The sequence below is a fragment of the Bacteroidota bacterium genome, assembly GCA_018698135.1.
GTDB lineage: Bacteria > Bacteroidota > Bacteroidia > CAILMK01 > JAAYUY01 > JABINZ01.
The window spans coordinates 1-24423 of sequence record JABINZ010000155.1 but is presented as its reverse complement, the minus strand read 5'-3'; the positions used below and the strand labels follow the sequence as shown (position 1 = coordinate 24423).

Below are 24423 nucleotides of genomic sequence, written 5' to 3'. Positions count from 1 at the left end.
GTTACATCCGATCGTTGAGGCATAATAATCTTTACATCAACTCCTCTTTTAGCCGCAGAAATTAGTCTGTCCATCATCAGCCATGTTGGAAGAAAATAAGGAGATTCAATGATGATTTGCGTTTTGGCCTTTACAATATGGTTTAAAATCTTTTTTCGTATGCGCTGAATACGAACAGAAGGCACATCCCTAACAATTTCAAAACCATTGTGTTTTACAAGTCGTGTATGCCGTTTTTTATCAAACTTGTAGGTGTTTTTTAACTGATAATTTTGCTTGAAAATATTTATAAAAGCATCCGTAATACTTCCTGTCAATCGCAAGGAACATTCGCGCCAATTCAAATTGTAATTTGAAATATTAATTGAGCTGAGATAGCTGATATTCCTATCAATTAGCAACAACTTCCGATGATCTCTTTCGTGGTTTGCTGATAGCAAATTAATGGTCAATCGAAGTTTCTTGAAAAATTTCACTTGTCCGCCTGCATCAATCAGGTCCTTGAAAAATTTGGATGAAACCGAAGTTCCCCAAGCATCCAAAAGCAACACTACCTTTACCCCTTCCCTGGCCTTTTTGGTTAAGATATTTCTGAACTTTATACCAATCGGATCGTTTTCAAATCGATAGGTTTCCAAATAAATGGATTCCTTTGCTTTTTCCAAATCTTCGATCATGACAAAATAAATCCGAAGTGGATCCTGATACAATGAACTGCTAATTATAGCTTTTTCCTCCATTTGATTTCAATTGAACCAAGCTAATTTAGCTATTTATTTTAAATTTGATTTGCCTAAGCAGCTACAATTAATCTTTTAATAGCTTAATTTCAAAAATCAAATGAATATACTTGTATTAGGAAGTGGAGGAAGGGAACATGCCATGAGCTGGCTTATTGCCAAAAGTGAATTATGTGATAAACTTTTTATTGCACCCGGCAATGCAGGAACTCAACTTGAAGGTGTTAACCTCAACATCAAAGTAAACGACTTTAAAGCTATTGAAAACGCGGTATTAACACACCATATTGACTTGGTCATTGTTGGTCCTGAAGATCCAATTGTGGAGGGAATCTATGATTATTTCAAATCGACTCCTAATCTTAAGGACGTCTTAATTATTGCTCCATCAGCACAAGGTGCTCAACTCGAGGGCAGTAAGGAATATGCTAAAAAGTTCATGGATAGAAATGCAATTCCAACAGCTGCTTATGCCTCATTTACAGCTGATCAATACGAGGAAACAAAAGCATATCTGGGCAATCAATCCATTCCCATTGTTATTAAAGCAGATGGTTTGGCAGCAGGAAAAGGAGTTACGGTAGCTTTTGAAAGAAAAGATGCAGAACAGGCTATTGACGATCTTTTTTTAAATAATAAATTTGGAGAAGCAGGTTCCAAGGTAGTTATTGAAGAATTTCTGGATGGCATTGAGCTTTCCGTTTTTGTATTAACGGATGGAAAAAACTATGTTTCACTACCAGAAGCAAAAGATTACAAACAAATTGGAGAAGGCAATACAGGACCAAATACAGGTGGAATGGGATCCATTTCTCCAGTTCCTTTTGCGGATCAAAAATTCATGCAAAAAGTTATTGACAGAATTATTGAACCTACCATTAAAGGATTTCAGAAAGAAGGAATTGAATACAGGGGATTTGTTTTTATTGGACTGATGAATGTGAAAGGAGATCCTTATGTAATTGAATACAATGTTCGCTTGGGTGATCCAGAAACTGAAGCCATATTGCCCCGCATTGATGAAGACTTTGTTCCCTATTTAATTGCCGCAGCAAAAGGAGAATTAACAGACCAAAAAATTAAAATCAAATCGGCATATTCTGCTACTGTAATGCTTGTTTCAGGAGGATATCCTAATAGCTATGAAAAGAACAAGGAAATAAAAGGACTTGAAAAGCTTGAAGCAAATTCTATTTTTTACGCTGGAGCCAAGCAAGAAAATGACAAAATTATGACCAATGGAGGGCGTGTTTTAGCCATTAACTCCTTAGCAGCAAATCTGCAGGAAGCTCTTGATCAATCCTATGCAAAAGTGGATAAAATCAGTTTTGATAAAATGTATTTCAGAAAAGATTTAGGAAAGGATTTGATAAATTTTTAATTTGAAACTGCTGAGATGAAACAAGCATGAGTAAAAAACTTCTCACACACCTGTGTGCCGAAACACTTCGGTGTGCAGGCACATGGGAATGATTATAATGCGAGTTCCATCTGACCATTAAAAATCAAATTATAAACAGATGAAAATTGACTACTACCTGGAAAAGAATGATTTTTTACTTTTTCAACTTTATACAGCTTCAAAGTCGGTACGAATAAAACGAAAGAAAATAAGATCATGGATATTATTAACTCTTGGATCAATTTTTTTTACTTTTTATTTCCATCTGGATAATAGCCAATTTCTTACATACTACTTTCTATTTTGTAGTTTTTTGGTCGGCTTTTTCTTTCCAAAATATTTCAAATGGAGATACAAAAAGCATTATTTAAAAAACATCAAAGAGCACTATTCAAATCGATTTGGAATTGAAACGACCCTTGAGTTTACTGATGCAGGAATTCATACAAAGGACAAAACTGGAGAGAGCAAAATAAACATTTCAGAAGTTGAAATAGTGAATGAAACCATGTATCACTATTTCATTAAAATTTCAAGCGGAATGTCCTTAATTATTCCAAAATCAAAGATTACTGAACCTAAGATTTTAATGAAGCAATTTGAAAAGATGAAACTAAGCATTAACAAAGAGTTAAACTGGAAATGGTGAATAGGGTATTAGTCATAGTGCGACTTAAAGTCGGCCTACGACTTTTCTTTTGGAATAAATTGATACCGGATCGCCCTCTTTTCTTCAATCAGTTTATTGATGTCCTCATCAGTCATATCCTCAATATCATCTTCATCTTCCCAATCAAATTTCTTAGGAGGAATACTTTTCTTCCGATAGATTAAAGCATAGGCCATTCCAACAACACCACCTATTAAATGAGATTCCCAGGAAACATTATTCTCAACTGGAAATATGCCCCAGATCATGGTTCCATAAGCAAATATCAACACCAGAGACAGGCCTAATAAATTGCGATTGTTTGAAAATGCTCCACCAAAAAACAAAAAGGAGATATAAGCATAAACCAACCCACTGGCTCCAATATGATATCCACCTTTAGCGAAAATCCAAACCAAAACATTTGTAACCAGCCAACTTGAAGCCATGATAAAAAGAGCTGATTTTCGGTAAAAATACATGATCCCAATTATAGCCACAAACAAGGGAACGGAATTGTTGAACAAATGAAGCAGGTCGGCATGCAAGAGAGGTGTAAAAAACAGTCCAGGCCAAGACGAGAGGTCTCTTGGTACGAGACCCTGACTTGAAAAACTGATATTGAATGTAATTTCTATCAGTTTAATGATCCATAATATTAAAAGAAAAGAGATGGATAATAAAAACCCATCTCTTAACTTTCTTTTATCTTGATCTATCAATGATTCTAACTTTCTACTTGTATTGGTTCAATCTCCTCTTTTTTCTTTTTTGCCAACGCTAACATGGATGGCACTACAACAAGCGTTAAGAAAGTTGCAAAAGATAATCCAAAAATAATGGACCATGCCAATGGTTTCCAAAAAGCCGCAGTTGGCCCACCAAAATAGATGTCTGGATCAAGTGTAGTAAAGAATGAGGTAAAATCGATGTTAACACCAATGGCCAAAGGAAGCAAACCTAAAATAGTGGAAGCAGCGGTCAAAATGACAGGTGTTAAACGAGTTGCACTGGCTTCAATAACAGCCTCACGCCTATCTCCGCCTTTTGCTATTTGAATCTCAGCATAATCAATTAGTATAATTCCATTCTTAACAACAATACCAGCAACCGCTATTATTCCCAATCCCGACATAATTATTGAGATATCTAATCCAAATACTGACAGCCCAAGAAGAACACCAATCAAACTAAATATAATTTGAGTTAGAATGATAATTGGTTTTGAGATAGAATTAAACTGGATAACAAGAATGACAAAAATCAAAACAATGGCTATCAAAAATGCGCCCATCAAAAATCCTGCATTCTCGTTCTGGTCTTGCTGCTCTCCTGTAAAAGTAGTCGTATAACCTTTGGGTAAATCAAAATCAACTAAAGAGGCATCAATACGTTGTACAATTTCATTGGCATTGTATCCTTCAAGAACATTTGAATATACAGTTACAACACGTTTATGATCTTTGCGCACAATGCCTCCAAAAGATGTACTTCTTTCGACAGATGCAACTGCTGATATAGGTATTTCACGCATGGCACCATTTTGCCCCCCAGGCACCATAATTGTCATACTCATTAAAGCGTCAAGGTCGTCTCTATACTTTTCTTTAAGGCGCATACTAATAGTATATTCATCCTCACCTTCTCTGTATGTAGAAACATCTTGACCAAATAGTGCATTTCGCAATACCATCCCAATATAGGCAGTATTTAAACCTAATTTATTTGCTTTTGTACGATCTACATTAATTATAATCTCCGGATTGTTGGCGTCTAAATCAGTCTTAAGCTTTTCGATACCAGATATATTCAAAGAGTCAATATGATGAATTAATCGATCAACAATTGGTACGATTTCTTCATACTTCTCACCACTTACTTCAAGATTTATTGGTTTGCCAGTTGGAGGACCCATTGCTTGCTTGGCTACTGTAATATCAACTCCGGCAATATCCTTCAAATTATCTCTTAATTCTTCAATATAAGATGTTGATGATTTTCCAATACGGTATTTATATTCTTTAAATGTAATGGTCAGTTTGGCTAATTTAGATTGTGTGCTTCGTTCAAAAACACTTTCTCCAGCATTTACAGCCACATTGGTAATAACCGATTCAATATCTGGATTATCTTTCCCTAAAACTTCATATACTCTTCCTTCGACAACACGTGTAAAGGAGTCAGTGACGTCCAAATCTGTTCCTGATGGCAGTACCAAATAGGTCATAATAACATCTGGATCTCCTTCGGGAAAGAACACCACTTTTGGAGATCTGACAGACATGAAGAAAAAGGTGAAGAATAACAGGAATATTGTTGAACCAATAACATAATATGCTCTTTTCCCTTTAATCAGAAATGCTAAAGTCGCCCGATAAGATTTCATCATAAAAGGAATAAAATCCTTCTGGAATCTTCTGATCATAGCCATCAATACATAACGAACTGATAAATACATTAAGAATATAAAGGCCAACAGATTACCTATAAAGTTGAGTTTTACTATATAGGAGAAGATAACAACCATCACTACAACTATAGCTGCAATAATGTTCTTCTTATGATTGATAACTATTTGCCCTTCCTTTCTATATTTCATGAATGAAACCGCAAATACAGGATTCATAAAATATGCAACTATCATAGATGCTGTAAGAGCCATAATAATGGTTACAGGTATATAAACCATGAATTCACCAACCACACCTGGCCAAAACATTAATGGGAAGAAAGGTGCAATGGTTGTTAATGTTCCAGCTAATACAGGTCCTGCAACTTCTGCAGTTGCCATTTTTGCTGCTGGAGCTATCGCTAAATTGGGAGTAGTCATGTAGTGACGATAGATATTTTCCACAACAACAATGGAGTTATCAACTACAATTCCAAGCACCAAAATAAAGGCCATCAATACCACCATATTCATAGTAAAACCAACTGCATTAACAAATATAAATGCGATCAGCATGGATAGTGGAATTGCGACTGCTACAAACAAAGCATTATCAATTCCCATGAAAAACATAAGCACCAACACAACAATTAAAAATCCAAGAATAATGGTGTTGAATAAATTGCTCACATTATTTTCTGTCATTGTACTTTGATCACCTGAAGTAATTACGCTTAGATTTGGGGAGGCATCCGCTTGAAAATCCTTGAGAATAATCTCTATTTTATCAACAGCCTCAATCAGGTTTTTGCCAGTTTTCTTGACAACATTAAGCGTAATAACATTCTCGCCATTAATCCTTGAATAACTTTCTGCATCGGCATAACCATCTTTGACATCAGCAATATCTTTCAGATAAATACCATCCATCAACATGATGTTCTGAAGGTCTTCAATACTCGTAAATTCACCAATTATTCGAAGTGTTTGCTGAGTTCCTCCTGAGTGTAATTGCCCACTTGAAATACTCATGTTTTCAAAGGCCACGGCTTGAGAAATTCGATCGAAAGACAAACCTGCTGCTTGCATTTTATACAGGTCAAGATTTATTTGAAACTCTCTTTCGAGTGCTCCAACAATGTCTACACGAGTAATTTCTTCCAATCCTTCAATATCATCCTGAAGTATATCGGCATAATCTTTCAGTTTATTTAAGCTTAAATCGCCTGATAAATTGATATACAGTATGGGGAATTCAGATACATTAATGGCGCTTACTTCCGGATCACTAATCAGACCAGTGGGTAAATCACTTTTTGATTTATCAACGGCTTCATTAATATCCCGATAGGCATCATCCGGATTAACATTTGTTTCAAATTCAACAAATACCAGTGAAAAATCCTGTAAGGATTTACTTTCAATAGACTTTACACCGTCAACACTTTTAACTTGCTTTTCGATGGGTCTTGTTACCAGATTTTCAATATCTGAAGGAGAAGTTCCCGGATAAATTGAAACGATAGAATAATAAGGAAATACGACTTCCGGAAAACTTTCCTTGGGTGTATTATTATACGAAATGACTCCAAAAATTATGAGCACAACAGTAAAGAAATAAATAGTCGTCCTGTTGTTGACTGCAAAATTGGTTAATGGAAATTTTCTTTGCTTCATCTTACAAATTTTTGTTTTATTTTGAAATCATTAGTTTTTCTGAACTCTCACTAACTGACCATCTGACAAATTTTGATAACCATAAATGATCAATTTATCATTGGTTTTCAGTCCGCTTAAAACTTCAGCTTTTCCATTTTGAGTTTGTCCTATAGTGATGATTCTCCTGACTGCTTTCCAATTGTCTCCATCTTTTTCTGCAACAAATAAAAACTCCTCATCTCCTTTTCGTTGAATAATTTTTTGAGGAACAACTGATGCGTTTTCATTTACATAATCAGTAATGCTTAACACACTAATCATATTCGGTTTCAGATCTTTAATTCCGCTTGGTAAACTGAATTCAATGTTAATGGTTCTATTATCTGGATTGATTACTTGTGATACAGACTCAATTTTCTTATAAATAATTGTATCGAGATCTGGAAAGTTAATTTTCACCTCATCGCCCTTATGAACACTGGCAATGTATTTTTCAGAAATAGCGGCTTTTACTTTCAATGCACTCAATTGTACAACACGAATTCCTCCGAACATAGCTGATTCACCAACTTTCAAGTTTACTTCATCAACGGTTCCATTGATTGGAGAAATAATCCTGGTCAGTTTCAACTGCTCTTGCAAGGCAGCCATTTGTTTTTCAAGACCCTCTTTTGATGATTTTGCTGAAAGATATTGAATCTCACTGCCAATTTCCTGATCATAAAGCCTTTTTTGCTTTTCATAAATTGTATTAGTTAAGTCAACATTTACCTTTAATGCTGCAATTGATTTCTCCAATATGGAGCCATCCGACTTTGCAAGAAGTTGTCCTTTTGAAACGCGATCGCCTTCCTTAACATAAATTGCCGTAACCAAAGTTTGGCTCTGGGCAGGAACTAAAATATTGTTTTCTGACTCCACATTACCTTGTGTTTCAAAACTATGTTTGAACACCTGTTTGGCTAAGTTTGCGACTTTAACTGGAACCAAATTGGTATGTTCAACCACTTTTCCTTCACTTGAAATTTCTTCTTCAAGTGTTTTTATTTTTAATGTAATATCAGCTTGCTCCTTTTTTAACTTTTCAAGTTGTGCTGTTTTATCTGGTTGTGAACAGGATGCCATCAATACCAGTGCTGCTATTGCAATTGTAGCAAATGATTTCATTTTTCTTGTATTTTTAAGATTATTAGTTTTCATTTTTTGTAATTTATTTTCTTTATGTATTAATAATTGCCACAGATTAACAGATTTGAATTTCTATGACAATTTATAGTTTAATTCTTTTTGTCAAGGATAATCTTGTTCTGAATATTTCATGTTTAATCTGTAAATCTGTGGCAGACTACTTAATCACTATTTATTATTCAAAATATTATCTAATTTATTCTTTGCCTGCAATACTTCCAATAAAGCATTGAAATAATTGCTTTGAGCCGACAGATATTGACTGTTTGCCACCGTCAAATCCATGCTTGACGACATTCCTTCTTTGTACTTTATCAGGGTTTTATTATAGATTGACTTGGCTAATTCCTGATTGGATTTTTCATTAATAAACTTCTCGAAAGAAGACTGTAGCATAATATGTGACTGCTGCGCTTCAAGCATTAAGCCTTGAACAGCCATCTTTTTAGTATTTCTGCTTTTCTCGAGCTCAATATTTGCCTGAGCCACTTTTGCATTACGCATTCCTGAACTAAAAATGGGAATACTCAAACTTGCTCCTGCAATATCCGGAAATGAAAAATCAAAATCTGCTTTAAATGGCTTTTCCTGATGTTGATAGAAAGCAGCAAGTGTTGGCAAATAAGCTGATTTCTCAAGTCTTACCAGAGCTTCTTGCAAAGATTCCTGCGTATTAAGTAGCTGATAGGTAATATTTGAATTGATATCCAGATTCTTGTTTATAATACTTTCCATTGTAATACCAGCAATTACATCATCCAGCTGATCTGATAGTATAATTTCCTGACTCAAATCCATACCCATTTGAAATTTTAGCAAACGATAGGCTATTGCAACTTGTCTTTCCAACATTTTTGATGTGTTGTCAATATTTGTTACGGTATATTTTAGTTGATCTACATCAGTGCTTTCAATCAAACCTTCTTTGAACATTGCCTCAAACTCCATAAGGGTTTTCTTCATATTTTCAGAAGTTGATTTCAACAACTTATTGTTTTCATCAGCTGCTAAAACCATGTAATAAGTATTGGCTACATCTTCTTTCACGTCATTTTCCGACATCTGCAAACTTTGCTCAGATAGTTTTTTAAACATTTTTGAAGTTTGTAAACCTACTATATACGATCCCGAAAAAACCAATTGACTAGCAGTTGCTGAAAAAGTTACTGAATGGGGAACTCCTAATTTTATGGGTACATCTATTGAATTAAGAAGCACTGTTTTTCCATCTGGTTGTAACTCGCCATGGGTAACAGCTGAAAATTGCATCTCTGGAATAGTGGGCATATACGTATATTCGACCGCACCATTAATTTGTGGTAATCCCATTGCTGCAGTTTCCCAGATTTTCTTTTTTGCCTTTTCAATATCCAGCAAAGCATTTTTTACCTGTGCACTATTCTTTAATGCATACTCTTGTGCTTCAATCAGGCTCAGACTTGTTTGTCCATGTAACTGAGAAGCTGAAAAGATTAGGAATAAGCTAAATAGTTTAATTAAATTCTTACTAATCATTAATCTATAATTTAATGTTGAATGTTTTTATTTTTTCTTCAAAATGCTTGATACCTTCTTCATTAGCAATTCCACGAATATGGTTCTCAAACATGACTTTAAATATTTCTGTGAAAGAATAATTTGAAGCAAGAAAATTTTCAGGGCTCATAATTGTTTCGATCTTCTGAACATATAATTGAGATACCAATTCACTATTCAGATCTTTACGATACAAATTTTGTTTTATTCCCAATTCAATATTCTCTTTCACTTTTAATGCAATACTCTGATTACGTTTTTCTGAATCTTCCCGACTTGATGAAGGAAAGTATTTTTTTAAATCATGACTGAATGTAGGGTTGATTTCAGAAAGCTTCTTGCTTATAAATAAACTTACCATCATAAGCTGATCGATGGCATTCTTATTTTCTTTCATTATTTTCTTGAAAGCAATGGCTCCTTGACGATGTTCATGCAACAAAGTAAGCTTTACCAGCTCTGCTTTATTGCTCACAAATAGATATAAGGTTTTTTTTGAAATACCTAATTCACGGCATATATCATCCATGGATACAGATCGTATTCCATATGTCATAAATATACGCTTGGTTTCTGTTAGTATTTTTTCAAATCTTTTATCCATCACTTAGATCATCTTCAAATTTCAAAAGCAAAATTAAGAAGCGAAACCTTGGGAAACAAATTTGATACCAAATCGTTTCCAAAGTATCTTTTCATGCAAATTAGAATCATATTAAATCTCTACGTTTCTCTAAATCCGTACCTTTGTCCTACGAAAGGCGTTTAATGCTATTAAAGTTAATCACATGAAAATTATAAAGGGTATATATCCCAATATAGTCCTAAGGGCTGTACTATTAATACTCACCTTCATATTACTTATCCCACAATTGGCAATATCACAAAGTGATAACAATCCACTGATTCCTGGCGATAAAAATTTTTACGAAATCCAAAAAGCATTCAATGACAATTGGAATAGTCAGGAAAATAAAAATGACATGAAAGGCTGGAAGCAATATAAACGCTGGGAGTGGTTTATGGAACCACGTGTTTATCCTAGCGGAATACTTCCTGATCCAATGGCCACATATAATGCACTAAATCCTGCACTTCCCATACGTCCTGACCATAACAGAAGCAATGGCAACTGGACATCCATGGGGCCAGCGATTTCATCAGGAACAGGAATTGGACGAATAAATTGTGTAGTTTTTCACCCTACTGACACGAATATTATTTGGGTTGGAGCACCTTCAGGTGGCTTATGGAAAAGCACTGATGGCGGAGCTAGCTGGCATACAAATACAGACAATTTACCTGCTATTGGAATCAGTGATTTGGTCATTCATCCCACAAACCCAGATACAATGTATCTGGCATCCAGTGATGGAGATGCCTATGACACTTATAGTCTAGGCGTGTTAAAATCAACAGATGGTGGTAGCACATGGAATACCACTGGACTTGATTGGAATATTGTTTATGGCAGAAGCATCCGCAAATTAATTATGCACCCCACTAATCCCGATATTTTATTTGTTGCAACAAATGCTGGTATATATAAAACAACAGATGGTGGCATACAATGGGATTTAGAACGGAATGGTGGTTTTAAGGATATTGTGTTTAAGCCCGGAAATCCGGATGTTATTTATGCAGCAGCTTACACAGGTTCAAGTTCAACAGGCGGAAAATTCTATCGGTCAACAGATGGTGGAGATAATTTTTCAGAAATCACTGGAGGATTCACTGGCAAAGCCAACAGACTAGCCATTGGGGTAACACCTGATGATACAAATTATGTTTACATTTTAGCTTCTGAATCACCTTCTTCAAATTATAGTAACCGACATGGTTTTTTAGGTTTTTATCGGTCCACAAATGGGGCTGATTCCTTTGTTGAAATGTCGACTAGCCCTAATGTATTGGGTTGGTCAACAAATGGAAATGACCTTCGTGGACAAGGTTGGTACGACCTGAGCATAGTTGTTTCTCCTGTCAATAAGGCTGAAGTTTATGTTGGCGGAGTTAATATCTGGAAAACAACAAATGAAGGAGCAAACTGGTCATTAAATGCACACTGGTACGGTGGAGGTGGAGCGCCTTGGGTACATGCAGATATTCATGACATGCGCTTTCATCCTTTAAACCCCTACGCACTTTATATTGGAAGTGATGGTGGCATTTTTAGAAGTCTTGATAATGGAAATAATTATACGGATATCAGCCAAAGCTTAGTGATTTCACAAATTTATCGTTTGGGTATTTCTGCTACAGATAAAGATTTAGTCATGGTCGGTCTCCAAGATAATGGTTCTAAATTATACGATCCTAATTGGGAAAATGTTTTGGGTGGTGATGGCATGGAATGCCTGATTGATTATTCCAACCCAAGTTATATGTATGGCTCTTTGTATTATGGTGATATCCGAAGGTCTACGAATGGAGGGAATAATTTCTCAGGAATTAAGAGAAACATTAGTGAAGATGGCGGTTGGATTACACCTTTTATCATTAATCCAAAAGAACCTAAAATTCTTTATGCCGGATATGGAAATGTATGGAAAAACGAAAACAGAGGATATAACGATTGGATTAAACTAACCAATTGGGGAAGCTCCAAAGTGGTAGCTATGGCTATATCAAAATCCGATACCAATGTGCTTTATGTAGCCAAATCATCTTCCTTGTATAGAACAACAAATAGTGGTACTACATGGGATTTGCTTAGTGGATTACCAACTTCAAGCAACTCAATTACCTGGATTGAAGTGCATCCTCTTTATCCAAATATTGTTTATGTAACTTTTAGTGGTTACAATGCAAGCAATAAAGTATTTGTTTCAGATGACTTTGGAAATACATGGACAAATATTACAGGCGGCTTGCCCAATCTTCCTGCTAATTGCATTGTATATCAAGCCAATTCGTATGGAGGTCTATATGTTGGAACCGATGTTGGAGTTTATTATAAGGACAGCTCACTCACAGATTGGATTGCTTATAACGATGGTTTACCAAATGTAATCATCAATGATCTGGACATTTATTATGATGCGTCAGATGATTCAAAAAGCAGGCTTCGTGTGGCAACATATGGTCGTGGACTTTGGGAGTCTGAATTATATTTTTCACCAACCACTCCTCCTGTTGCATCATTCGATGCGCCAAAAACCACAATTTGCAAAGGATACGCACTCACTTTTGAAAACACATCGGTCTATTCAGGAAGCTTTAAATGGTATTTCCCCGGAGGATCACCAGCTACTTCCACGGAACATTCACCACGTATTCAATATCCTACAACTGGGAGTTATGACGTTATTTTGGTTGCCATCAATGATTTTGGTCAAGATTCAATTTTCAAAGATGACTTTATTACTGTTGATGAAAGTGTCGAATGTGTTTACGTTTTGTCAGCAGATATAACAGGCGAATTGTATACAACCTGCACAGGTCGATTATTTGATCCGGGAGAAAACAATAATTACAGCAGTAATTTGAATACCTATGCAACTATATCGCCTCCGGGTTCTCATGGAATTATTCTGGAATTCATATCATTTGAAACGGAAAAAGACTTTGATTTGCTGGATATTTTTGATGGCCCTACAATTTCTTCTTCCTTGATAGGTAGTTATTCGGGATCAGCTTTGCCCGGACAAGGGATTGTTGTTTCATCCGATTCAGCTATAACATTAAGATTCACCACAGATGCTTTAGACAATAGATCTGGTTTTGAATTAACCTGGAAATGTTTGAGCGCTAATGAACCACCATATGCCTATTTTAATCCTACCGATAACTATTCATGTACCGGAGAAGTCAACTTCAAAGACAAATCATTAAACAGCCCAAATAGTTGGATGTGGTATTTTGGAGATGGGGAAACTTCTACTGATCAAAATCCAGTTCATTCTTACAATGAAACAGGATTATATACGGTAAGTCTGGTTGTGAGCAATTCAAACGGATCAGATAGTTTTAGTTTTAAAAGCATTTACGTTGAAATTCCTGATGCACCAGATGCCAAAACAGTTTCACGTTGTGGAGCAGGAAAAGTTACACTAACTGCAGATGGCGATGGCCATATTATTTGGTTGGCCAATCAAAACGACAAAACACCAATTGCTACAGGAAGTCAATTCATCACACCAAATTTATCAGCTTCAAAAACCTATTACGTAAAATCATTAACACCCGGAAATGCTGTTTATGGTGGACCTTATGGCAATACAATTGGCGGAGGAGGCTATTTTAACGGCTCACAGGGTTTGATTTTCAATTGTCAAAAAGATATTCTGCTTTCATCAGTCAAAGTATATGCATCCGGAAATTCTGTCCGTAACATTGTACTAACCGACTCTATAGGCACTATTGTTTATGATACCAACATCAATATTAGTAACGGTGAAAATAGAATAAATTTAAATTTCCGCATTGCAAAAGGCAATAGTTATACACTTGCTACCTCAAGTTCGGCTTTATATAGAAATAACTCAGGCGTTTCATTTCCCTATGCAGTAGATGATCTTGTAAGCATTGTAAGCAGTACAGCTGGAGATATATATTATTATTTCTTCTACGACTGGGAAGTTAAAGAAGTAGATGTTTGTATGAGCCCTGCTATTGCAGTTATAGCTCAAATAGATAACAATGCCCCAACTGCAGATTTCAGTTATGCCGATTCGGGTTTGTATGTTAATTTCACAGATCTCAGTACCGATGCAGCTCATTATTATTGGGACTTTGGAGACGGAAACACTTCTGAAGATGCAGCACCCTCCTATAAATATGTTGATGGAGGAAATTACACCGTTAAGTTGGTAATTGAAAATGGCTGTGGTACCGACTCCATAACAAAAACCATAAATATCACCAATTCAATATTTGAAGGTGCAGATGCTAAATTCATTATCTATCCAAATCCGAATAATGGAAGTTTCCAATTAGATTATCATGGGCCGGAAGTGATTCATGTTAGCGTTTTGGATGCAAGCGGACATATTATTCACAACAAAATAATGGAAGATGGATTTAGTTCTGGACAAATTCAATTGAATCTTAATACGTCAGCTGGAGTATATTTTGTGCATCTTTTGAATAAAAAAGGAACAATCGTTCAAAAGGTATTTATTCAGTAAAATGAAAATTGTTTCCTATAATATCAATGGCATTCGTGCTGCTATTAATAAAGGTCTCATTGATTTTTTGAAAGAAAGCAATCCAGATGTAGTTTGCTTTCAGGAGCTAAAAGCACAACCCGAACAATTTGATGTGAGCCTGTTTGAAGATTTAGGCTACCATTGTTATTGGTTTCCTGCTGAGAAAAAAGGATATAGTGGAGTGGGCTTGCTATCCAAAACAAAACCAGACAGAGTTGTTGCCGGATGTGGTGAAGCAAAATATGATTTTGAAGGACGAATACTACGAGCTGATTGGGGAGATATCTCCCAAATTTCAGCTTACTTCCCGTCAGGTTCAAGTGGAGATTTAAGACAGGCTTTTAAAATGGAATTCCTTGAATTTTTTTATAACTATATAGAAAAACTACTACTGGAACGACCTAAACTGATCGTTTCAGGAGATTACAATATTTGCCACGAAGCAATCGATATTCATGACCCCATTCGAAATGCGAAAAGTTCAGGCTTTTTACCTGAAGAAAGGGAGTGGATGTCGGATTTTATTGAGCTTGGATTTATAGATAGTTTCAGAATTCAAAATCCGGGCAAACCCAAATATTCTTGGTGGTCGTACCGGGCTAATGCTCGTAATAACAACAAAGGCTGGCGGATTGATTATAATATGGTATCAAGTGCTTTAAAAGATCAAATAAAATCAGCTGATATCTGGAATGATGTGCATCAGTCGGATCATTGTCCTGTTTATTTGGAATTGTATTAGAATTTATTCCACCGTCACAGACTTGGCCAAGTTCCTGGGCTGATCTACATGACAACCTCGCATCACAGCAATATGATAGGCCAATAATTGTAATGGAACAACTGAGATCATAGGTGAAAAGATTTCATCAGTTTCAGGAATCTCAATCACATAATCAGCAACCTCGCTAATTACTTTATCTCCTTTGTTAACGACCGCAATAATCACCCCTTTACGGGCTTTCACTTCTTGAATATTGGACAGCACTTTATCGTAAATATTCTTATTGGTTGCAATAACAACAACCGGCATGTTTTCGTCAATCAAGGCAATTGGACCATGCTTCATTTCTGCAGCTGGATAACCTTCAGCATGTATGTAGGATATCTCTTTAAGCTTCAATGCACCTTCTAATGCAACCGGAAAATTCAGTCCACGACCAAGATAAAGAAAGTTCTTAGCATCTTTAAAAACAGCAGCTATTTCCTTCACCCTGTCATTGGTCTTCATAACTTCTGCCACTTTATCAGGAATAGTATTAAACTCATGAATATACTCATGATAACGTGTGTTGGAAATCGTTCCTTTAAGCTTTGCCCACTGCAGAGCCAGTAAAGTCAACACCACTAATTGAGATGTAAATGCTTTGGTGGAAGCTACACCAATTTCAGGACCTGCATGAGTATAAACACCTGCATTGGTTGTCCGCGCAATAGTAGAACCCACTACATTACAAATTCCAAATACCGCAGGAATTTTCTTCTTTGCTAATTCTATAGCGGCTAATGTATCGGCTGTTTCACCAGATTGTGAAATTGCTATTAATAAATCATCCTCAAATATGACTGGATTACGATACCTGAACTCTGATCCATACTCTACTTCAACAGGAATACGCGCCAATTCTTCAATCAGATATTCTCCGATTAATGCAGCATGCCATGAAGTTCCACAAGCCGTAATCACAACACGCTTAACATGATCCAGTTTGTTGATATAATCCTGGATTCCGCCTAAGCGAATTTCGCCTTTTTCAATGCTCAACCTACCTCGGAATGTATCGCGAATAGAATTAGGTTGTTCATGAATTTCTTTAAGCATAAAATGCTCATATCCACCTTTTTCAAGAGTTTCCAGGTTCATTTCCAGCTCTTGAATATAGGGTGTTTGAATTTTATTTTCGATGGTTTTAAGCGAAAACGAATCACGTTTGATGATAGCCATATTATCATCATTCATATAGATTACGTTACGTGTATACTCCACAATTGGAGTTGCATCTGAAGCTAAAAAATACTCGCCTTCGCCAATTCCAATTACCAGCGGACTACCTTTTCTGGCAGCAACCAGCATATTAGGATCTGTTTTCGACAAAACAACAATAGCATAAGCTCCTTCTACTCTATTTAATGCATATCTGACTGATTCATCCAGGCTTAGATTCTCATTTTTCATGATATCTTCAATCAAATGAACCAATACTTCTGTATCGGTGTCACTCCTAAAATGATGTCCACGATTTTGAAGCTCCACCTTTAAAACATCATAATTTTCAATGATGCCATTGTGTATCAGAGCAATGTCGTTATTTTCGGATAAATGTGGATGAGCGTTTTCATTATTGGGCTCTCCATGTGTAGCCCATCGTGTATGACCAATTCCTATGCTGCCATGTGTTGGTTTATCTTTGATAAAATCAACCAATGTTTTTACTTTGCCGGCTATTTTATACACATGTAAATCGCTATTCATTATAGCAACTCCAGCACTATCGTAACCACGGTATTCCAGACGCTGTAGTCCTTTCAACAAAATTGGACAAGCCTCTTTGTCACCTATATAAGCAACAATTCCACACATAATTTAAAAGTCGTTTATGTCTACTTCACCTTGGTATAAGAGAGTTTCAATATAGCGGAAGATAAATCCTGATTTGCTCTTATTACCAAAGGATCTGCAACAATTGGGTTATCTGAAGGTATAATCAAGTTGAGATCAAACTCACTTTCGTAATTTGTATCGTTATAATAATTAACTAATTCCTTTTGAATAAAACGGGTAATAATAATGCTGTATGACTCCGTTTGAGGATTGTATATGCCATCAAAATAATCTTCATAGCGGTCGATTATGGCAAAATTTGTATTATCCTTATCAGTCTGTAATAAAAGCAGAGAAGGAGGTGCTTTCGATAAATAGCTCAGGGATAAATCTGGTTTAATAATCAATTCAGCCCTATTAATAGCTAATAAATTATCACTACCAAGCTTTTTTAATTGATCACTAAAATCTATCCTTGCTTTGGATCCTGCCAATGGTTTGATGTATACTTTATCATATAATTTTGTTGGATTATTAAGCTGCTCCTCAATTGGCGTACCTGCTAAATCCTGTTCAAACTTATTGATCCGGGCACATTCATCATTAATTTGAAATATGGCCGTCATTGTATCTTTATCATTCCGATAATATAATGTCATATTAGAGGAATCATTCTCCAAATCAAAATAAACGATTGACCCCGTGCTGCTTATTTGCTCCGGAATAATGGCGATACCATTTAGCATATCCAGAAAATCATCATCATCTGCCAATTGGAATTCTGAAGCATTAATAATTCGAGAGGCCAAATCATTGGTCAAAACAATCCGGATCACATCATTATCTGAGGGCTTTACCATGCCAGTCCAACTTCCTAATATATCAGGATAATAGTTGAAAGAGGAGGTTGAATAATAGGCACTATCTCTGTAGATTCTTTCATTCAGTTCGTATACATTGAATTTGAAAGGGTCGTTTAACCATCCAAAGTATCCATCAGCTGAATAGTATTTTAGATAAAGAACGATGGAATCAAAAACAGGATTTATACCAAAGGCTACATCAGCAACCGGGAGTCGGAGCTCTGCAAAAACAGATGCTTTAACCTGACCAAAAGAAGCATCTTTGTATACCCCTAATAAATCTCTGGTAAATTCGTCACTTCGAATAGAATCTTCACGGCTTGTCCGAATTTTCACAACCGAATCCGACTGAAAAAAATCAAAATGATCATCTACACGATTTGTATCAAAATCGTATACATCATCTTTGTTACAAGAGTAAAAAATAATAAGCAGTGAAGCTAAAGTTATACTTGATAAGCGGAACGCATGCTTAGCTAATAAGCTCAAAATATTTGTCATAGAATGAATCACCTTGGTTTTTCCGAATGTCAAGTATCGGCTTTTTTAATGTACTGACAAAATCATCAGTTTCCTTATCTACCTGATCTGAGCTAAAAACTACTATATCTGAGAAGTTTGCTCCACATTTGTACAAGTCAGAAACTTTAGGATCGTCTAAATAACCGAAGTCACCATCGGGTAACTTTAAATGAGATTTCTTAACAAAATCAGCGCCAAGATTGTTTTTAAGACCATCATGGTAAATAGATGAAATCAGTTTCACCTTTTTCAATGAAGGCTCACTACTGAATGTAGTTCTTGCATATGCAGGAACCAAACCGCTCAGCCATCCCTGACAATGAATCACATCCGGCATCCAACCAAGTTTTACCAATAACTCAAGAACACCTTTGTTATAGAAAATTGCTCTTTCGTCATTGTCTTCATAAAATTTATCTCCATCGTCATGGAAGAAATTTTTACGCTGGAAGAAATCTTCATTATCCAAAAAATAGACTTGAATTTTTGCTGTTTGTAATGATGCTACTTTTATAATTAATGGATTATTATTCCTTCCTACTGTAATATTTAATCCAGAGAGTCTAATTACCTCATGCAGCCTATGTTTGCGCTCTTTTATGTGTCCAAATTTGGGCATAAAAACCCTAATTTCAGCACCTCTTTTTTGAAGATTTAACGCCAGATCACGAAGAAATATCGCCTGTTCAGTTAAATCAGTATATGGAGCCATTTCATGGCATACAATCAAAATTTTTTGATTCGTCATAACTGTTCGTCTTCTCCTATTTCAGTTGATTCATGAATAAGCTACAAATTTAGGAAATTTTAATGTAATTATCATTAATCCGCTTAGCTTTGAGCATTGTTTAACATTCAATTCTAATCATTTAGCATTGCTCCCGCTATTTAAAAATAAATTATTATTGACTGAATATATCCAATCAGTTAAACAAAATAAGCAAGTAGTTGGCCTAGTGCCCACCATGGGCGCTTTACATGCTGGTCATATTTCTCTGATAAATAAATCTTGTGAGGAATCAAATGTAACTGTGTGTAGTATTTTTGTTAATCCTACCCAGTTTAATGAAAAATCTGATTTCGAAAAATATCCTCGTTTATTAGAAAAAGATATGCATATGCTTGAGAATACCAAATGCAATGCTATTTTTGCTCCCGAAATCAAGGAAGTATACGGTAAGGACACAACACAAACGATTGATGCCGATTTGGGTTATTTGAATCTTGAGTTGGAAGCTAAATTCAGATCTGGGCATTTCGATGGGGTTGTTACTATCGTAAAAAAGTTATTTGACATCGTTCAGCCAGATATTGCGTATTTTGGACAGAAAGATTTTCAACAGTTTATGACTATTAAAAAACTGGTTGAATATTTTGAAATGCCTATTAAACTAGTCAGTTGTCCTGTAATTCGTGAAAATGATGGCTTGGCCATGAGCTCAAGAAATCTGTTATTAACCGCAGAAGAAAGAGCTTTTGCTCCAACCATCTATCAAACCTTAAATGAGGCAAAGGAATTGCTGGATAATAAATCCATTCAGGAAATACAGCAATGGGCAGAAAAAAAACTGTCGCAAGAGAAATTGGTTGAATTTGAATATTTTGAAATTAGGAATGCAGAAGATTTAAAACCTGTTAATGATATTACCAAAACAGACGAGTTGGTCATACTTACCGCAATACGTGTAGGAAAAATCCGGCTAATCGACAACATTCTGGTAAAAACATAAAGATGTATATTGAAGTATTAAAATCTAAAATACACCGAGTTAAGGTAACAGAGGCGGAACTCGATTATATAGGAAGCATTACCATTGATCAGGATTATATGGATGCAGTTGGTATGATTCCAAACGAAAAGGTTCAAGTGTTAAACATTCGAAATGGAGAACGCTTTGAAACCTATACAATTAAAGGTGAAAGAGGAAGTGGTATTATTGGCCTGAACGGACCAGCAGCACATAAAGGAAGTGTTGGCGACATCGTAGTAATTGTTTCCTATGCGTTTGTTGAAATTGATAAAGCCCCTGATTTTGAACCTCAAATTCTACTTCCCGAAAACGGCAAATCAACAATCAATTGAAAAAACTATTTAATGTTCTAAAATATCTCCTCGTTCTTGCTATTGGACTTTTATTGTTGTGGTTGGTTTATAGAAACATAGATAAAGATAATTTAGTCAAAGGACTGAAAAATGCAAATTATTTCTGGGTAATACTCGCTTTATTCATTGCTTTATTAGGCCATATTAGCCGTGGACGCAGATGGGCCTTGCTAATAGAACCACTTGGAAAAAAAGTTTCTACCTGGCGCGCATTCCTTGCAGTCATGTTTGGTTATTTAGCGAATCTTGCTCTCCCCAGAATGGGCGAAGTGTCGAGATGTGTGGCTTTAAACCGGACTGATAAAATACCGCTTAATAAATTAATCGGAACTGTTATCGTTGAAAGAGGATTTGATTTTATTATGCTGATTACAATTACTTCGGTTAGTTTTCTGATTGCATTTAATCAGGTTAAAACATATCTGTACAGATCGCTGAACTATTTAAATGATAAATACAGCAACTTCTTTAGTATTACATCAATCGTTGTAGCAATAGTTGTTATCCTTGCTTTTATCACATTATTGATATTGATCAAAAGGTCAAAACGAGATTTTAAAAAACATCCATTTTATATTAAAATACGAGATATTGTTAGTGGATTTGGGGCAGGCATTAAAACCATTATTCATTTAGAGAGAAAATGGGAATTTGTGTTTCATACTTTATTTATTTGGACGACCTATTTCCTGATGACTTACTTAATATTTTTTGCATTTCAACCAACTTCGGACCTAGGCCCTCTTGCCGGATTAATTGTCATGACCATTGGTAGTTTAGGATTTATAATGCCCGTTCAGGGTGGAGTTGGAACGTATCATTATGCAGCCCAGAAAGCCTTGGAAATATATGAAATTCAACCTGAAGATGGAGCAGTTTATGCCTTAATTGCTCATTCTTCCCAAACGCTAATGCTAATTATTATTGGAGTAATCGCTTTCTTTATTCTTGCGACTATTCAAAAAAGTGTTAAAAATGAGCCACAGCAAAACAATCAAAAACAAGATTCATAGTTGGGATTCCTTATCTTTATTAAGAAAGAAATGGAAAGAAGACGGTTTTAAAACTGTCTTCACAAACGGTTGTTTTGACATTATTCATCTTGGACATATAGATTATTTATCAAAAGCGGCAGATTTAGGTGACCGTTTTATTGTCGCAATCAATTCTGACAAATCTACTTCAAAGCTTAAAGGAGCAAACAGACCCTTGCAAGATGAACAATCACGCATGATGATTATGGCTTCTTTTGCCTTTGTTGATGCAGTGGTTTTGTTTGATGAAGAAACGCCTTATAATTTAATCAAAGAAATTTTGCCCGACATTCAGGTAAAAGGTGGCGATTATAGTTCGGATACAATAGTAGGTGCTGATATTACAAAAAATAACGGTGGTAAAGTTGTTATTATCCCTTTTCTAAAAGGTTATTCAACCAGTGCCATCGAAGAAAAAATAAAAAAAACTTAGGGGCACTTTTCATCAAATGATTCTCTGACTCCATTTAGTTTTTTTACCACAAAAGCTCCATCAATGCCCATATCTATCATATCTCTGCGTAATGCACAGGCATCATCAAAATTGTTGAAGCGGCCAATCATCAGTTTATAAGCACCATTACGTTCTTCCACATTCATATTTACCAATAAAGAGTCGTATCGATTAAAATCAAATGATCTGAAAAAGCCTATTTGAACTTCAAATGTTTCACCACTATCATTCATAGAAAACAAAGGTGTTCCTTCTTGGTATTTATTGGATACTATAGAAAGCGCATTTTCAAGACTATCCATTTTAGTCATCAAAACCTTTATTTCGGCCTCTTGGTTTTGAGCAGATTTTTCACTTAAATGAGTTTGTTTCTGAAAAGTAAAATCCCATTTTCCCTGACCAATATAACATTGAAAATAAAGGAATAAGCTTGCTGAAGTCAGAAATAATATAATAAACAATGCTAATAAAATATAAATACCCGAACCTCTTTTCGCTTCTTCTATTTCAATTTCCTCATCATTTTCATGGTCTTCAACATGCCCATCCAATTCAAAACGTGTTTCTTCCATAGCTATTAGTTAGGATTTTTCAAGCCTCTAAGTTAAATAGAAATAAATCTTCAGAAAACGAGAAAAGAACTTATTGATTACTCCACTACAAAAACAATGGCTGTTGGAATTTGGCGGACTCCTTCTCCTGTCACATAAGCAAATATTTCAGAAACAATGATTCGGTCGCCAGGCTTTGGATCTTCTATAAATGTCCGCATTTGCTGACTTAAAATATTTCCCTTTGTTTCTGCAACTCTAACGGGTCCGTTCATTATCGGTTGAACAATAAACCTGAATTTATGTATATCCGAAATCTGCCTTTTCAGAATAGTATCGAGTACATAAATTTGATTGATAGTCTTTAATTGCTCGGCACTCACAGTGAATTTCGAGACTTTACCCCAATAAATATCAATTTTTGAAATATCACTTTGGCTGAAAGCGGTTAAATCTGTAGTCAGGAAAATTAATAATGCAATTAGCAGTTTATTCATAGGATGTTCAGATAATACAGCTTGTATTGATAGCAAAAGTATTATTTTTGATTAACTTGTTTTAGATGAATAAACCACAAACAGGCTTTTCGTTGTGTATAAGTCTTTGTGAAAACGTTTTTCATCTTTCTCACACATTAAAATTCTAAATTACTTTTAATGGCTATTGAAATAGAACGCAAGTTTTTAATCAAGAATGATAGTTGGAAAAAAGATCTTGTAGGCCAAATTTACCAACAGGCCTATTTAAGCAAATCAGCTAATAAAACTGTCCGTATAAGAATAGTTGAAGAAAAAGCCTTCCTAACCATCAAAGGAAAATCTAAAGGTATAAGCAGAACTGAGTTTGAATATTCAATTCCGGTTGATGATGCTCGAATTATGATAAACGATTTGTGTGATAAACCAGCCATCTTAAAAAAACGCTATCGGGTAAATTTTAAAGGACATAGCTGGGAAGTTGACGAATTTGATCAGGAAAACGATGGATTGATTCTCGCAGAGATTGAACTAAATGCAGAAGATGAGTTTTTCGAACTCCCCCCATGGGCAGGAAAAGAAGTTAGCGGAGATCCAAAATATTATAATTCCAACCTAAGCAAGCATCCTTTTACAAAATGGTAATTTTGCGGACTAAAATCAATTTCGAAGATGAGTTTTTTGTCAACTAAAAAGAACTGGGAAGGTTTTGCTAAAAAAGACCCTTTGTGGGCTATTTGTACAAACCCTACAAAAAAAGATGGAAAATGGAATCAGGATGAGTTTTTTGACATGGGAAAAACAGAAGTCGATTCAATTATCCAGATGCTCCAACAAAAAAAATATTTCTCAAACGAGCATGCAAGTTGTCTTGATTTCGGTTGTGGTGTTGGGCGATTAAGTCGGGCATTGTCTGCACATTTCGACCAGGTTATTGGACTTGATGTTTCATCAACTATGATTGCCAAAGCCAAAGAGCTAAATGATTTATCAACTGAAAAACTGAGTTTTGTTCATAATGAACAAAATGATCTATCCATTTTTGAGGACAATAGTTTTGACTTCATTTTCACAACAATCGTTCTTCAGCACATACCTAAACCAGCATCAGTCAATTATATTAATGAGTTTGCACGAATTTGTAAGCCTAATGGACTCATTATT

The 24423-nt window shown here is 35.4% G+C and carries 21 protein-coding genes; 10 read left to right on the top strand and 11 right to left on the bottom strand.

Translation table 11 applies throughout. The features are described 5' to 3' along the window. The coding region (locus HOG71_10220) for a hypothetical protein (protein ID MBT5991212.1) at positions 1-740 on the bottom strand (740 nt) is incomplete at its 3' end. Between the two features lie 100 nt (positions 741-840). On the opposite strand from HOG71_10220, the gene purD reads away from it, so the two are divergent. Both purD and HOG71_10210 read left to right on the top strand, forming a co-directional pair. Continuing rightward, a complete protein-coding gene (gene purD, locus HOG71_10215; protein ID MBT5991211.1) occupies positions 841-2121 on the top strand; it encodes a phosphoribosylamine--glycine ligase in 1281 nt (426 codons plus the stop codon). Positions 2122-2260: 139 nt separating this feature from the next. Beyond that, positions 2261-2791 (top strand): YcxB family protein, encoded by a 531-nt coding sequence (locus tag HOG71_10210; GenBank protein MBT5991210.1) that lies wholly within the window; start codon positions 2261-2263, stop codon positions 2789-2791. A 35-nt stretch (positions 2792-2826) separates the two neighbouring features. Here HOG71_10210 and HOG71_10205 read toward each other — a convergent pair whose 3' ends face one another. The 5 genes from HOG71_10205 to HOG71_10185 form a co-directional block, all read right to left on the bottom strand. Next, a complete protein-coding gene (locus HOG71_10205; GenBank protein ID MBT5991209.1) occupies positions 2827-3513 on the bottom strand; it encodes a rhomboid family intramembrane serine protease in 687 nt (228 codons plus the stop codon). A gap of 5 nt (positions 3514-3518) precedes the next feature. Then, positions 3519-6857 carry an efflux RND transporter permease subunit gene (locus tag HOG71_10200; GenBank protein MBT5991208.1) on the bottom strand — a complete coding sequence of 1113 codons (3339 nt, stop codon included), beginning with the start codon at positions 6855-6857 and terminating at the stop codon, positions 3519-3521. Positions 6858-6887: 30 nt separating this feature from the next. Beyond that, positions 6888-8039 (bottom strand): efflux RND transporter periplasmic adaptor subunit, encoded by a 1152-nt coding sequence (locus tag HOG71_10195; protein MBT5991207.1) that lies wholly within the window; start codon positions 8037-8039, stop codon positions 6888-6890. Positions 8040-8195: 156 nt separating this feature from the next. Continuing rightward, positions 8196-9542 carry a TolC family protein gene (locus HOG71_10190; GenBank protein ID MBT5991206.1) on the bottom strand — a complete coding sequence of 449 codons (1347 nt, stop codon included), beginning with the start codon at positions 9540-9542 and terminating at the stop codon, positions 8196-8198. Between the two features lie 4 nt (positions 9543-9546). Continuing rightward, the gene (locus HOG71_10185; protein MBT5991205.1) at positions 9547-10167 is read right to left on the bottom strand and encodes a TetR/AcrR family transcriptional regulator; all 621 of its coding nucleotides are present in this window, start codon (positions 10165-10167) and stop codon (positions 9547-9549) included. Positions 10168-10351: 184 nt separating this feature from the next. Here HOG71_10185 and HOG71_10180 point away from each other — a divergent pair, with 184 nt between their 5' ends. Both HOG71_10180 and xth read left to right on the top strand, forming a co-directional pair. Beyond that, on the top strand, positions 10352-14692 hold the full coding sequence (locus HOG71_10180) for a PKD domain-containing protein (protein MBT5991204.1): 4341 nt from the start codon (positions 10352-10354) through the stop codon (positions 14690-14692). A gap of 1 nt (position 14693) precedes the next feature. After that, positions 14694-15455 (top strand): exodeoxyribonuclease III, encoded by a 762-nt coding sequence (gene xth, locus HOG71_10175; protein MBT5991203.1) that lies wholly within the window; start codon positions 14694-14696, stop codon positions 15453-15455. Between the two features lie 3 nt (positions 15456-15458). Here the strand turns inward: xth and glmS are convergent, their stop codons facing one another. The 3 genes from glmS to HOG71_10160 are packed head-to-tail and all read right to left on the bottom strand — an operon-like array spanning position 15459 to position 19388. After that, positions 15459-17294, bottom strand: coding sequence for a glutamine--fructose-6-phosphate transaminase (isomerizing) (gene glmS, locus HOG71_10170; GenBank protein ID MBT5991202.1), 1836 nt, complete (start codon positions 17292-17294; stop codon positions 15459-15461). Between the two features lie 20 nt (positions 17295-17314). After that, positions 17315-18619 (bottom strand): DUF4270 family protein, encoded by a 1305-nt coding sequence (locus tag HOG71_10165; GenBank protein ID MBT5991201.1) that lies wholly within the window; start codon positions 18617-18619, stop codon positions 17315-17317. Next, a complete protein-coding gene (locus HOG71_10160) occupies positions 18591-19388 on the bottom strand; it encodes a glycogen/starch synthase (protein MBT5991200.1) in 798 nt (265 codons plus the stop codon). Before HOG71_10160 ends, HOG71_10165 begins: the two co-directional genes overlap by 29 nt. Before the next feature lie 157 nt (positions 19389-19545). On the opposite strand from HOG71_10160, the gene HOG71_10155 reads away from it, so the two are divergent. From HOG71_10155 to rfaE2, 4 genes are read left to right on the top strand one after another with little or no spacing between them, the layout of a single operon-like run. After that, complete coding sequence (locus HOG71_10155) at positions 19546-20370, top strand: pantoate--beta-alanine ligase (protein MBT5991199.1); 825 nt, start codon at positions 19546-19548, stop codon at positions 20368-20370. A 2-nt stretch (positions 20371-20372) separates the two neighbouring features. Next, complete coding sequence (locus HOG71_10150; protein ID MBT5991198.1) at positions 20373-20723, top strand: aspartate 1-decarboxylase; 351 nt, start codon at positions 20373-20375, stop codon at positions 20721-20723. Then, on the top strand, positions 20720-21757 hold the full coding sequence (locus HOG71_10145) for a flippase-like domain-containing protein (GenBank protein ID MBT5991197.1): 1038 nt from the start codon (positions 20720-20722) through the stop codon (positions 21755-21757). Before HOG71_10150 ends, HOG71_10145 begins: the two co-directional genes overlap by 4 nt. After that, entirely contained in the window at positions 21720-22211 is a 492-nt protein-coding gene (gene rfaE2 / locus HOG71_10140) for a D-glycero-beta-D-manno-heptose 1-phosphate adenylyltransferase (protein MBT5991196.1), read from the top strand. Before HOG71_10145 ends, rfaE2 begins: the two co-directional genes overlap by 38 nt. Here the strand turns inward: rfaE2 and HOG71_10135 are convergent. Then, the gene (locus tag HOG71_10135; GenBank protein MBT5991195.1) at positions 22208-22804 is read right to left on the bottom strand and encodes a hypothetical protein; all 597 of its coding nucleotides are present in this window, start codon (positions 22802-22804) and stop codon (positions 22208-22210) included. The two genes, rfaE2 and HOG71_10135, sit on opposite strands and share 4 nt — an antisense overlap. Positions 22805-22881: 77 nt before the next feature. Continuing rightward, the gene (locus tag HOG71_10130) at positions 22882-23316 is read right to left on the bottom strand and encodes a hypothetical protein (protein MBT5991194.1); all 435 of its coding nucleotides are present in this window, start codon (positions 23314-23316) and stop codon (positions 22882-22884) included. Between the two features lie 123 nt (positions 23317-23439). Here HOG71_10130 and HOG71_10125 point away from each other — a divergent pair, with 123 nt between their 5' ends. After that, positions 23440-23904: a CYTH domain-containing protein gene (locus HOG71_10125; GenBank protein ID MBT5991193.1), complete on the top strand. Its 465-nt coding sequence runs from the start codon at positions 23440-23442 to the stop codon at positions 23902-23904. 27 nt (positions 23905-23931) lie between these two features. After that, positions 23932-24423 (top strand): class I SAM-dependent methyltransferase (locus tag HOG71_10120; GenBank protein ID MBT5991192.1); only part of this gene is annotated, 492 nt, incomplete at its 3' end.